A 12,433-nucleotide genomic window follows, 5' to 3' on the forward strand; every position below is an offset into this window, starting at 1 on the left:
TGGCCCGCTCGCGTAAGGTCTTCAGCATGGTCAAGGAACGCGGTCAGAAGGTGATCGCGTCGAACCGCAAGGCTCGGCACGACTACACCATCCTCGACACCTACGAAGCCGGCGTCGTGCTCGTCGGCACGGAGGTCAAGAGCCTGCGCATGGGCAGGGCGTCGCTGGTCGACGCCTTCGGGCAGGTCGACGACGGCGAGGTCTGGCTGCACGCGCTGCACATCCCCGAGTACGTCGCGGGGACGTGGACCAACCACGAGGTGCGCCGCAAGCGCAAGCTGCTGCTGCACCGCCAGGAGATCGAGAAGCTCATCGGCAAGACGAAGGAGAGCGGCCTGTCGCTCATCCCGCTGTCGATGTACTTCAAGGACGGCTACGTCAAGGTCGAGCTGGCGCTGGCGAAGGGCAAGAAGTCCTACGACAAGCGCCAGGACCTGGCCAAGCGCGACGCGCAGCGGGAGATCGCCAAGGCCCACGGCCGGGCGCTCAAGGGCAAGGGCGGCCGGTACTAGCCGTCCCCGGCACGTCGAAGCGCCCCCGGACTCCTCCGGGGGCGCTTCTGCTGTCCCGCCGCGCTCAGGTCCGGCCGAGGTAGGTGAGCACGGCCCGCACCCGCCGGTGCTCGGCGGTGCTCGGCTCCAGGCCCAGCTTGCTGAAGATGTTGCCGACGTGCTTCTCCACCGCGCCGTCCGACACGGTCATCTCCGCCGCGATCGCGGTGTTCGACAGGCCCTGCGCCATCAGGCCCAGCACCTCCCGCTCCCTCGGCGTGAGCGAGTCCAGCGGGTCGCGCTTGCTGCGCACCATCAGCTGGGTGATCACCTCGTGGTCGATGCTCGTGCCGCCCTCCGCGACCCGGCGCACCGACGCCACGAACTCCGCCACGTCCGCCACCCGCTCCTTGAGCAGGTAGCCGACCCCGCTCGCGCCGCCGACCAGGAGGTCGACGGCGTAGCGCTCCTCGACGTACTGCGACAGCACCAGCACCGGCAGTCCGGGGACCAGCCTGCGGGCCTCGATCGCCGCGCGCAGGCCCTCGTCGGTGAACGTCGGCGGCATCCGCACGTCCACCAGCGCCAGGTCCGGCCGGTGCTCGCGCACCGCGTCCAGCAGCGCCGCCCCGTCCTCGACGGCCGCGACGACCTCGATGCCCTCGTCCTCCAGCAGCCGCTGCACCCCCGTCCTCAGCAGCACCGAATCCTCGGCGATCACCACGCGCACGGCAGCTCCGTCCTGATCGATGTGGGGCCGCCGACCGGGCTCACCACGGTGACGACGCCGTCGATCGTCGCAGCCCGGTCGGCCAGCCCCGCCAGGCCGCCCCCCTGGCGCACCGAGGCGCCGCCGCGACCGTTGTCCACGACCTCCACCACCACGGACGACTCGGTGCGCGACACCGCGACCCGCGCGCGCGTGGCGCCGGAGTGCTTGGTGATGTTCGTGAGCGCCTCGGCGACGGTGAAGTAGGCGGTGCTCTCCACCGCGGTCGGCGGGCGCGGCTCCACCTTCACCGACACCTCCACCGGCACCGGGCAGCGGGCCGCCAGCGAGGACAGCGCGGCGTCCAGGCCGCGGTCGCCGAGCACCGACGGGTAGATGCCGCGCGCGAGGTCGCGGAGCTCCGAGATCGCCAGCTTCGCGTCCGCGTGCGCCTCGTCGATCAGCGCCCGCACCGCCTCCGGGTCGCTGCCCAGCTTGCTCTTGGCCCGGCCCAGGCTCATCGCCACCGACACCAGCCGCTGCTGCGCGCCGTCGTGCAGGTCCCGCTCGATGCGCCTGCGCTCGGCCTCGGCCGCCTCCACCCCGCGCGCCCGGCTCGCGTGCAGCCGCTGCGCCTCGGCGGTCAGCTCCGCCGTCCGCGACGGGCCCAGCATCACCCGCACCAGCCAGCCCTGCCAGCGCGCGGCCGTGCGCAGGCCGTGCAGCAGGACCAGCCACAGCAGCCCGCCCAGCAGGGCGGCGGGCAGCCCCGAGTACCAGGAGTCGATCAGCCACTCCCGGCCGCCGCCCAGGTCCACCGCGATCGCGAACGGCAGCCAGAGCGTGGCGAGCGGCAGCGCGACCAGCACCACCGCCGCCACCGACGCCGCCAGCAGCACGACGAACTGCACGACGCGCGGCACGAGCACCAGCAGCTGGTACAGCAGCGCCCGCCACGCGGCGGCGTCCCGCACCGGCCCCCACACCCACCCGAACCGCCCGGACGGGCGAACCCGCGGCGCGGGCGGGTGAACGTCCACCCCGAGCGCGACCCTGGCCAGCCCGCGCTCCGAACCCCCGCTGGCGCGCGCCACCACCATCGCCAGCGCCAGCAGCGGCAACCCGATCAGCACCGGCGCCGTGGCCAGGCCCAGCAGGGTCAGCGGCACCAGCAGCAGGCACCAGACCACCCCGGTCACCGGGGCCAGCAGGAAGTACCCCGCGGCCCGCCCAGCGACCGGTCTCACCCGCGCCGTCATCAGCTCCCCGTCCTCGCGCTCCGTCCACCCCAGCCTGCCCCCTCCGACCAGCCGGAACCATGAGGCGCACCGCCGCCTTCCGGTAGGGGCAGCCCCACCGGGGCACGGGGAATGAAATCGGTGGCGCGGGGCGTTATGATGGTGGAGTCAGGTACCCGACCAGGGGGTGAACGGTTTCGACTTTGTGCGTCGATTCAAGGGAAGCGTGCCGGTGCAGGCGAGAGACCACCGCAAGCGTCATCGCAAACCAATAAGCGCCAAGTCTAACGACCAGCGCGCGTTCGCCCTCGCCGCCTGAGGCTAGGAGCAACGCTGTCGGCCCGGAGGAGCCTCCGCTCCGGTCGCCGGCATCAGCTAGGAGGCTTCACCTCCGTTCCCGGTCACGGGGAGCGGTTGGGACACTCACAGTGACTGGGCCTGTCACGACGTCTTGTCCGCGTGATCGTCGGGGCCGAGCAGAGGCATAGCGGACTGCGCACGGAGAAGCCTTGATGAGCCGGCAGAGGACCCGGGTTCGATTCCCGGCACCTCCACTCGGTGGATGGCGAGTGCTCGTGGTTGACGAGCACTCGCCATTCGTCGTTTCTGGGGGCTAGGCGGGGGTTGTGACGCGCAGGACGGTGACCGGGCCTGCGGCTCGCGGACGGGGGATCTCCAGCCACTCGACGCCGTCGTACCTCTGGAAGAACCTGGGCAGTTGGTCGAGGTAGCGGGCGGTCAGGCTGATGTGGTGGGGCTTGGCCTGGTCCAGGCAGCTCTCGTGCACCGAGAAGTCCCGCACGCCTCGTTGGGAGAGGTGCGCGACTACCGCGCGTGCGGACCAGGTCATGGGGCTGGTTCTTGACCAACGCCACTTGAACACCTCGTCGAGAGGGTCACTGTGGTCGCTTGGAGGTAACAGCAGGCGCTCCATCCGTATGGTGCCGGAGTCCGCCAGGCCGATGAGCGGGATCTTCTGCTGGCCGCAGCCCAGGCAGGGGAGCAGGGTGTTGACCCCGCAGCGCTCGCCGATCGACCGTACCGCCGGGGACGTGTGCCAGTCGAGGTCGTCCCAGGTGACGTTCTCCGCTTGGAGGAGCCGGGTTATCTCCAGGTGGGAGCTGTCCAGCTTGTCGCGTATGTGCGCCGCCCAGTCGTAGCCGCGGAACTCGCCTGCCACGGTCGTCATCACGATCCTCAGCAAGGCCGCCAGAGGCACCTCGAAGCAGTAGTGCAGGACGAAGAACATCGCGTCCTTCTCGCGCAGCCGCGCGAGGGCTGCGCCGAGGACGTCGCTGTCGCTGGAGCGAAGCGCCCTCCTGGCCGTGGGGTCGTTGTGCGTCATGGGTGGCTGCGCTCCGTGGTGGGTGCGTGGCCCACCTGCTTCAGCACTCCTGGCAAGGCGCCTGAGACAGCGGCGGGCGGAACGGCATCGGTGATAGACAACAGGGTCTCCTCATGCAAAAAGGCCCCATGCCGGTGGCATGAGGCCCAGAAAGGAAAAACCCAGGAACCGCTCCTGGGTGTTGCGGGCGCAACACCACCCGCAACACCCGCACTAGTGGACGGCGCAACCCCGTCCACAAGCACGGATTGGCCATTGTTTTGCCTGGTCAAAGGCAGTGGAATCAAAACCTTTTTGCTTCGTAACGCGCCCCGTCACCGCCGAGCCGGCGGCGCCGTCATCGGGTCCTCCGGCCAGCGGTGCTTCGGGTAGCGGCCTCGTAGTTCCGCTCTCACCTGCGGGTAGCCCGTCTGCCAGAACGACTTCAGGTCGCCCGTCACCGCCGTCGGACGGCCCGCCGGGGTGAGCAGGTGCAGCACCAGGGGAATTCCGGCGACCGTCGGCGTTTCCGTCCAGCCGAACACCTCCTGCACCTTCACCGGCAAGGTCGGCGGGGTGGTCGAGTAGTCGATGGCGATCCTCGAACCCGACGGGACCTCCAAGCGGTCCGGGGCCAGGGCGTCGAACTTCGCCGCCGCAGGCCACGGCATCGCCGCCTGCAGCACGTGGTCGGCTTTCAGCTTCGCCAGGTCGGATTTGCGGCGGGCGTTGCCCAGGTCCACCAAGGGCAGCAGCGCCGCATCGGTCACCTCCGGCCACGGATCTCCCAGCACCTCGTGCAGGAAAGCCAACCGCTGCCTGGTTCGGACTGCCGCAGGTCCCCACGACAGCAACCCCAGACCCTCCGCCGCCAAACCCGCCCGCAGCGCCTGCTGAAGGTGCGCCGTGCCGGTCAGCTGGGTCGTCGACAGCGGGATCGCGCCCAGGTGCCGCACCCGCCGCGCCACCACGTCGCCGTCCCACGCGATCTCCTCCCGCTCCCCGAGCAGCGCGGGCGCCGCCTGCACGGCCAGCTGCTCGTCCGCCCGCGCCGCCAACCTGATCCGCGCGTGGATGCGCCCCGGCTCGCGGTCCGCCACCGCGATCGCCAGCCACTCCGCGTCCGCCAACCGGCTGCCCTGCGGCAGCTCCGCCGCCGTCCCACCCGCCATCAGGTACACCGGGCTGCCCGGCGCGCGCCTGCGGGCCAGGCGCTCCGGGTGCGCCAGCGCCACCACCAGCGCCTGGTCGCCGCTGCCGGACGCCGCGGGGATCAGCTTCGACAGCCTGCCCACCTCCCGCCGGTCCGCGCTGCGACCGGTGATGTCCTCGCCCGAACCCCGGTCCTCGTCCAGGATCGCCACCACCTCGGTCGCCGTCCTCGACCCGGCCAGCTCACCGCCGTCCAGCAGCGCCCTCGCCAACCTCGGGTGCAGGCCCAGCGCGGACATCCGCTCACCGCGCTCGGTCACCCGGCCGTCCCGCAACGCCCCCAGGTTCCCCAGCACCGCCTTCGCCGCCTCCAGCGCACCCCTCGGCGGCGCGTCCCACCAGGACAGACCCTCGCCGTCCGGCGTCCCCCAGCACGCCAGCTCCAGCGCCAGCGACGTCAGGTCCGCGCTGCGGATCTCCGGCTCCGGGTAGCGCGGCAGCGTGGACTGCTCGTGCTCCGGCCAGCACCGGTACGCCCGCCCCGGCGCCTCCCGCCCGGCCCGGCCCGCGCGCTGGTCCGCCACGGCCGCGCTCACCCGCACGGTCGCCAGCCCCGCCAACCCCCTGCGGTGGTCCACCCTCGGCACCCGCGACAGGCCCGCGTCCACCACGGCGCGCACACCCGGCACGGTCAGGCTCGACTCGGCGATCGACGTCGACAGCAGCACCCGCTGCTCCCGCCCCACCCGCAGCACCGCGTCCTGCTCGGCCGCCGTCAAGCGGCCGTGCAGGACGTCCACGCGCAGGTCACCGCCCTGGAACAGGGCCGCCACCCGGCGGATCTCCGGCACACCGGGCAGGAACACCAGCACGTCGCCCGGCGTCTCCGCCACCGCCCGCCGGATCGCGCGGGCCACCACAGCCTCCGACCGCTCGTTCTTCTGCGGCGGGACGTGGAACAGCTCCACCGGGTAGGTCCTGGCGTGCGCGGTCAGCACCGGGACGCCGCCCATCAGCTCCGCGAGGCGGTCCGCCGCGACCGTCGCCGACGTCGCCAGCAGCCGCAGGTCCGGGCGCAGCCCCGCGCGGGCGTCCAGGAGCAGCGCGAGCAGCAGGTCCGCGTCCAGGTGCCGCTCGTGGCACTCGTCCAGCACCACCGTGCCCACACCCGACAGCTCCGGGTCGTGCTGCAACCTGCGCACCAGCAGCCCCGAGGTCACCACCTCGATCCTGGTCGACCTCGACACCTTCCGGTCGCCGCGCACCGAGTACCCGACCGTCGCCCCCACCGGCTCGCCCAGCAGCGCGGCCATGCGCGACGCCGCCGCCCGCGCGGCGATCCGGCGCGGCTCGGCGATCACCACCCGGCCCTCCAGCGCCAGCGGCACCAGGGTGGTCTTGCCCGTGCCCGGCGGCGCGACCAGCACGGCCGCGCCCCACCCGGACAGGGTCTCGATCAGCTCGGGCAGCACCGCTCGGACCGGAAGATCTGGCAACTCCACGGGGGTGAGTCTGCCAATGTGGGGGCAGGGGGTGGTCAGCGTGGGGATCAGGGGAGCGCTCGCGGTCGCGCTAGCCGGGACCGGCGTGGTGAAGGCGGTGGGCACGGCCGCCGCGTGGCGGAAGGTCGAGCGGTTGCCCGCCGGGGTGGTGGACGACGCGCTGGTGGCCGTGGTGGTGCCCGCGCGCGACGAGGAGGCGAACCTCGACCGGTGCCTGCGGTCGCTGCGCGCGCAGGCGCACGAGCGGCTCCGGATCACCGTGGTGGACGACGGGTCGACCGACGCCACGGCGGCCATCGCGCGCCACCACGCCGAGGCCGACCCGCGCGTGCGGGTGATCACCGCGGCCGAGCCGCCGCCGGGGTGGGCGGGCAAGGCGCACGCGCTGCACGTGGGCGCGCAGGCCGCCGAGGGCGAGTTCCTGCTGTTCCTGGACGCCGACACCGAGGCCGCGCCCGAGCTGGTCGGCAGGCTCGTCGCGGCGGCCCGGCGGTGGCGGGTCGACCTGGTCTCGGTCGCGGGCCACCCGCCCGCGCGCGGGCACTCCTGGTGGTCGCTGTTCGCGCCCATGACCGAGGCGCTGCTCACCGTCGCCTCACCGGACGGCTCGCGCGGGCGGGCGCTCGCGGTGGGCCACTGTGTGCTGGTCAGACGGGTCGCGCACGAGCGGTCCGGCGGGTGGGAGGCGATCCGGGGCGCCAGGGTGGACGACCTCGGGTACGCCACGCTCGTGCGCGACACCGGCGGGCGCACCCGGTTCGCCGACGCGTCGGGGGCGCTGCTCGTGCACGGCGTCGACGGGGTCGGGGCGGCCTGGCGGTCGGTGACCAGGAGCTCCGTCGCCCTGGTCGCCGAGACCGGGGGAGGGGCGGTGCTGTTCGGCGCCGCCGCGCTCGCCCAGCTCGGGCACGGGGCGCTGCCCGTGCTGATGGCGGTCCGGGGGCGCGGGGTGGTGCGGTGGGCGGGGCTGCTCGCGTGGGCCGCCCAGGCCGCGACCAGCGCGCTCTACCTGCGGCGGGTCGGGCAGCCGGTGGCGCGCGCCGCGCTCGCCCCGGTCGGCGCGACCGCGTTCGGCGCGCTGCTGGCGCGGGCCACCTGGCTGGCCGGTCGCGGCGGCGCCGACTGGAAGGGGCGCGACGTGCGAGGGTGAGGGGGTGGTTGACCCGTTGCACGACCCCGACGACCCCGAGCTGCTCGACCCGTACCGGGCCCGTGACCTGGCCGGACTCGTGGAGAACGCCCGCCTCGCCTCCGGCGCCGTGCGCTACGGGCGGATCGGCGCGGTCGGCTGCGCGCGGGTGGTGGTGAACCCGGACAGCCCGCTGCCCGGCGGCAACCACGCGTGCGCGCTCGACGGGACGTCCGCCGAGGTCGCGGGCACGCTGCTGCGGCTGGAGCGCAGCTTCGCCGACGTCGGGCGCGCCGAAGCTGTGGTGTACGCCTCACCCACGACGGTCGCCGAGATCGAGGGCATCGCCGACGACGCGGGCTGGTACGCCGTCGAGGAGCTGCTGACCTTCGTGCACCGCCGCCGTCGCGGCCCGCTCGGGGAGTCCGCGCAGGTGAGGCCCGCCGTGGACGCCGACCTGCCTCAGCTCGCCGAGCTGCTGGCCGATGACCTGGGCGTGGGCGGCAGCCGCAAGCTCGTGCGGCACCTCGGGCAGCGGCTGGACGACCCGCGCTGCGCGCTCCTGGTGGTCGACGACGGCGACCGGGTCGGCGGGTTCGCCTCCGGGTTCGGCGAGCACCGCGTCGGGCTGGTCGAGCAGGTCGTGGTGCGACCGGCCCGCAGGCGGCGCGGCGTCGGGTCCGCGCTGGTCGACGGGCTCGTGTCGGCCCTGTGGGACGCGGGCGCGCTGCTGGTGTCCGCCCAGGTCGCCGAGGGCGGCGCGGGGGAGCGGTTCGCCGAGGCGTGCGGCTTCGAGGCGGCCTACCCGGTCACCGCGTACGCCCGGCGGGTGGACGAGCTGCTCGACTGACCTGCCCCGGACAGGGGTGGTCCATGGGTAGGGCCGCCACCCCGACGAGTGAACTGTCACATATCCTTAGGGCAGCTAATAAAAACCAAAGATCGAGAAAGAGGCGCTGCTGTGCTGGGGAGAACGACGGAGCGGACAGCGCAGCGGCTGCCCGCCGAGGTGTGGGTTCTGGTCGTGGCGAGCTTCATCATCGCCATCGGCTTCGGGATCGTCGCACCGGCACTCCCGATCTTCGCTGACAGCTTCGGCGTCGGGTCCACGGCCGTCGCGCTCGTGATCAGCTCGTTCGCCGTCGTGCGCATCCTGTTCGCCCCGGTGAGCGCCAAGCTCGTCACCCGGTTCGGCGAGCCCAAGACCTACATCGCGGGCATCGTCATCGTCGCCCTCGGCACCGCGGCCTGCGGTTTCGCCGTCACCTACTGGCAGCTGCTGTTCCTGCGCGCCTTCTCCGGCATCGGCTCGACCATGTTCACGGTCGCCTCCGTCGGCCTGCTCATCCGCATCACCCCGCCCGCCCAGCGCGGCCAGGCCACCGGCCTGTGGTCCACCGGCTTCCTGCTCGGCAACATCTTCGGCCCGATCATCGGCGCCGCCCTCGTCGGCGTGTCCGTGCAGCTGCCGTTCGTCAGCTACGCCGCCGCGCTGCTCGTCGCCGCCACGTTCGTGTGGTGGTTCCTGCGCAAGTCCACGCTCGCCGCGCTCGACACCAGCGCCCGGCCGGAGAGCCCCGTCACCGTCCGCCAGGCGCTGCGCAACAGCTCCTACCGCGCGGCGCTCGCGTCCAACTTCGCCAACGGCTGGGCGGTGTTCGGCCTGCGCGTGTCGATGGTGCCGCTGTTCGTGGAGAAGGCGCTGCACGGCTCGCCCGAGATGGGCGGCATCTCGATGTCGGTGTTCGCGGTCGGCAACGTGTGCACGCTCATGGTGTCCGGCAAGCTCTCCGACCGGATCGGCCGCAAGCCGCTCGGCATCGCGGGCCTGGCCATCTCCGCCGCGGGCACCCTGTGGTTCGGCTTCAGCACGACCGTGCCGGTCTTCCTGGTCGCCTCGTTCGTGGCAGGCCTCGGCGCGGGCCTGCTGAACCCGCCGCAGAACGCGGTCGTCGCCGACGTCATCGGCCCCAAGGGCAAGGGCGGGCCGCTGCTCGCCACGTTCCAGGTGATCGCCGACCTCGGCGCCATCGTCGGGCCGCTGCTGGCGGGCCTGCTCGCGGACAACTTCTCCTACACGACGGCGTTCACCGTGACCTCCGGCATCATGGTCGTCGCCCTGCTGATGTGGATCACCATGCCGGAGACGCTGGTGAAGGAGAGCACGACCGCGGAGACCGTCGCCGTCGAGTCGGGCACCCTGGACGAGGGGCCGGAGGTGCCCACCGGGGAGCGCGTCGCCGGACGTCCCAGGCAACCAGAGGCCTAGGGCTCAGGTTCCACTCAGCATCCCCGGCTAACCTGCGACGCAGGTCGTAGCGGGAAGGACGTGCTGACGTGGGTGGGGCTGAGCGCAACGCTCGGAAGAAGAAGCAGGCCCAGCGGGCGGCGGTCTCGGCCGTCGCCGCTAGCCGCAAGGCGAGCGACCGGAACAAGGTCGTCGCCGGGGTCGCGATCGTCGTGGTGCTGGCGCTGGTGGTCATCGGCGGCGTGATGTGGCAGGGGGCGTCCAAGTCCACGGAGAACGCCCAGCTCGTCGCGACCGGGGCCAAGAGCACCAACGCCCCGGTGGAGCGCGCGGGCGGCGTGGTGACCGTGGGCAGGCCCGACGCGGACGTCACCATCGACGTCTACGAGGACTTCCTCTGCCCGGTGTGCGGCGTGTTCAAGGAGAAGTACGCCGACCAGATCCGCACCCACGTCGAGGCGGGCGAGCTGCGGGTGAACTACCACCTGCTGCCCATGCTGATCCGCATGTCCTCCCCGGAGGGCTACTCGCGCGACGCGGCCAACGCCGCGCTGTGCGTCGCCGACGAGGGCAAGTTCTCGGAGTACCACGACCGGCTGTACGCCCAGCAGCCCGAGGAGGGCGAGGCCGGGTGGACCAAGGACCAGCTCAAGCAGCTGGCGGTCGACCTGGGCGTGACGTCGGAGGGCTTCAAGTCCTGCGTGGACAACGGCACGCACGAGGCCGAGGCCAAGGCCGAGCTGGACAAGGCCAACGCCACGGACTTCTTCAAGGGCACCCCGACCGTCACCAAGGACGGCCAGGAGCTGGACGCCCTCGGCGACCCGGAGTGGCTGTCGAAGCTGTTCGCCTGAGTCTCTGGCCAGGGGCCTAGAGGCCCGGCACCGGCGGCTGTCCCGCGCTCCAGCGGGCCAGCCGCCGCGCTTTTCCGGTCTCCGAGCGGGGCACCACGCCGTGCGCGACCACGTGCACCGCGCAGGTGAGGCCGAGGCGGGCCTTGAGCCTGGTCTCCAGGTCGTCGGCCACGTCGTGCGCGCTCTCGACCACGACCCGCAGCTCGGGCCGCTTCTCGACCCGCCGGTCGTCCACGACGAGGTAGTGCGGGCTGACCCGCCCGTCGGCCAGGACGACCGCCTCGACCTCGCTGGGGAACACGTTGACCCCGCGCACCACCAGCATGTCGTCCCGCCTGCCGAGGGGCTTGCCCACGCGGCGGAGGGTGCGCGCGCTGTCCGGGGCGGGCCCGGCGAGCACCGCGACGTCCCCGGAGCGGTAGCGCAGCAGCGGCATCCCGGTCTTGGTGAGGGTGGTGAACACCAGCTCGCCCGGCGTGCCGTCGGGCACCGGGTGACCGTCCTCGTCCACCGCCTCGACGAGGAAGTGGTCCTCGGCGACGTTGAGCATCCCGCCGGAGTCGAGCGACTCGCAGGCCACACCGGGCCCGATCACCTCGGACAGCCCGTAGATGTCGAGCGCTCTCACGCCCAGCAGGTCCTCGATCTTGTCCCGCATGGCGTCCGTCCACGGTTCGGCCCCGAACAGCCCCACGCGGAAGCTGCTGTCGACGTTGGCGGCCCTGAGCGCCTCACCGAGGTGGATGGCGTAGGAGGGCGTGCAGCAGAGCACGTCGGGCCTGAGGTCGGCCACGAGCCGCACCTGCCGCTCGGTCATGCCGCCTGACAGCGGGATCACCCGCGCGCCCAACCTGAGCCCGCCGTGGTGCACCCCGAGCCCACCGGTGAACAGCCCGTACCCGTAGGCGTTGTGGACGGTGCTTTTTGGGGTCACCCCGGCCCCGCCGAGCGCACGGGCCATGACCTCGGCCCAGACGTTGACGTCGTTGGCCGTGTATGGGATGAGCGTGGGCCGTCCCCCGGTCCCGGAAGACCCGTGCACGCACACGATCCGGTCATCCACCTGGAACCCGAACGGGTAGTGGTCCCAGAGGTCCTGCTTGGACACCGTGGGGAGGAGGTGGAGCTGGTCGAGCGAGATGTCGTCGGCGTCACACAGCCCGGCGTCCCGCAGTCGGGCAGCGATCACCCCATCGGCGCCAAGCAGCCGCCGAACCAGCTCCCGCAACCTGACCTGCTGCGTCTCCCGCCGAAGGCCGGGATCACCCCCCTCGTCACCGGGCCGGACGAGGACCGCTCGGTCGTGCGCGCCAGTGCTCACGCGTACCGGTCTAGCAGCCGAAATGGGGTGGGGGTACCCCCGATTTTTCTTCTGGCGGGTGCATGATGTACGGTATTGACACACGGGAACGGCGGGGCCAACCGGCCGGGAACGTGGAGTAACGAGCACGGGGCTGTGGCGCAGCTGGTAGCGCATCACACTGGCAGTGTGAGGGTCAGGGGTTCGAGTCCCCTCAGCTCCACAATTTAAAGTAAAAAAAATGGATTGCTTCCCAATTTTTTTGGGAAGCAATCCATTTCTGGTTTCGCGTTCATTGCGGATGTGGTGGCCATAGCTGCTTCGCGCATCCAGTTCTGATGTGCCCATTCACTGGTCGCATAGGTTGTCCGTGTCGAGCTCAGCCGTATGACCGACCTTCGCAACGCATGGGCGGTCCGTTCCTTGCTTCGGCGGGGTAGGACCTGACCGGTACCCGATTCCCGTTGCTTCGGGTTGGTGACGGCT

General features: G+C 72.1%; 10 protein-coding genes, 1 tRNA gene and 1 other RNA gene. 7 read left to right on the forward strand and 5 right to left on the reverse strand.

Annotation, left to right across the window (positions count from 1 at the left end):
- Nucleotides 1-26 precede the first annotated feature (26 nt).
- On the forward strand, nucleotides 27-512 hold the full coding sequence (gene smpB / locus AMIR_RS04760) for an SsrA-binding protein SmpB (protein ID WP_012783568.1): 486 nt from the start codon (nucleotides 27-29) through the stop codon (nucleotides 510-512).
- Nucleotides 513-576: 64 nt separating this feature from the next.
- Here smpB and AMIR_RS04765 read toward each other — a convergent pair whose 3' ends face one another.
- Nucleotides 577-1,221, reverse strand: coding sequence for a response regulator transcription factor (locus tag AMIR_RS04765; protein WP_012783569.1), 645 nt, complete (start codon nucleotides 1,219-1,221; stop codon nucleotides 577-579).
- A complete protein-coding gene (locus AMIR_RS04770; RefSeq protein ID WP_012783570.1) occupies nucleotides 1,209-2,459 on the reverse strand; it encodes a sensor histidine kinase in 1,251 nt (416 codons plus the stop codon). Before AMIR_RS04770 ends, AMIR_RS04765 begins: the two co-directional genes overlap by 13 nt.
- Before the next feature lie 162 nt (nucleotides 2,460-2,621).
- On the opposite strand from AMIR_RS04770, the gene ssrA reads away from it, so the two are divergent.
- Nucleotides 2,622-2,995: a transfer-messenger RNA gene (gene ssrA / locus AMIR_RS36725) on the forward strand.
- A gap of 56 nt (nucleotides 2,996-3,051) precedes the next feature.
- Here the strand turns inward: ssrA and AMIR_RS04775 are convergent.
- Nucleotides 3,052-3,783: a hypothetical protein gene (locus AMIR_RS04775; RefSeq protein WP_012783571.1), complete on the reverse strand. Its 732-nt coding sequence runs from the start codon at nucleotides 3,781-3,783 to the stop codon at nucleotides 3,052-3,054.
- A 314-nt stretch (nucleotides 3,784-4,097) separates the two neighbouring features.
- Nucleotides 4,098-6,416, reverse strand: coding sequence for an ATP-dependent helicase HrpB (gene hrpB, locus AMIR_RS04780; protein ID WP_012783572.1), 2,319 nt, complete (start codon nucleotides 6,414-6,416; stop codon nucleotides 4,098-4,100).
- Between the two features lie 40 nt (nucleotides 6,417-6,456).
- Between hrpB and AMIR_RS04785 the strand changes: the two genes are divergently transcribed.
- The 4 genes from AMIR_RS04785 to AMIR_RS04800 all read left to right on the forward strand — a co-directional run bounded on the left by AMIR_RS04785 (nucleotide 6,457) and on the right by AMIR_RS04800 (nucleotide 10,647).
- Nucleotides 6,457-7,566 carry a glycosyltransferase family 2 protein gene (locus tag AMIR_RS04785; RefSeq protein ID WP_187313484.1) on the forward strand — a complete coding sequence of 370 codons (1,110 nt, stop codon included), beginning with the start codon at nucleotides 6,457-6,459 and terminating at the stop codon, nucleotides 7,564-7,566.
- Between the two features lie 4 nt (nucleotides 7,567-7,570).
- Nucleotides 7,571-8,395, forward strand: coding sequence for a GNAT family N-acetyltransferase (locus AMIR_RS04790; RefSeq protein WP_012783574.1), 825 nt, complete (start codon nucleotides 7,571-7,573; stop codon nucleotides 8,393-8,395).
- 111 nt (nucleotides 8,396-8,506) lie between these two features.
- Entirely contained in the window at nucleotides 8,507-9,814 is a 1,308-nt protein-coding gene (locus tag AMIR_RS04795) for an MFS transporter (RefSeq protein WP_012783575.1), read from the forward strand.
- Nucleotides 9,815-9,882: 68 nt separating this feature from the next.
- Complete coding sequence (locus AMIR_RS04800; RefSeq protein ID WP_012783576.1) at nucleotides 9,883-10,647, forward strand: DsbA family protein; 765 nt, start codon at nucleotides 9,883-9,885, stop codon at nucleotides 10,645-10,647.
- A gap of 16 nt (nucleotides 10,648-10,663) precedes the next feature.
- On the opposite strand, the gene AMIR_RS04805 is transcribed toward AMIR_RS04800, so the two are convergent.
- Nucleotides 10,664-11,968, reverse strand: a complete 1,305-nt coding sequence (locus tag AMIR_RS04805; protein ID WP_012783577.1) for a phenylacetate--CoA ligase family protein — start codon at nucleotides 11,966-11,968, stop codon at nucleotides 10,664-10,666.
- A 129-nt stretch (nucleotides 11,969-12,097) separates the two neighbouring features.
- Between AMIR_RS04805 and AMIR_RS04810 the strand changes: the two genes are divergently transcribed.
- Nucleotides 12,098-12,170 (forward strand) — tRNA-Ala (locus AMIR_RS04810).
- Nucleotides 12,171-12,433: the final 263 nt, after the last annotated feature.

The organism is Actinosynnema mirum DSM 43827, from assembly GCF_000023245.1.
GTDB lineage: Bacteria > Actinomycetota > Actinomycetes > Mycobacteriales > Pseudonocardiaceae > Actinosynnema > Actinosynnema mirum.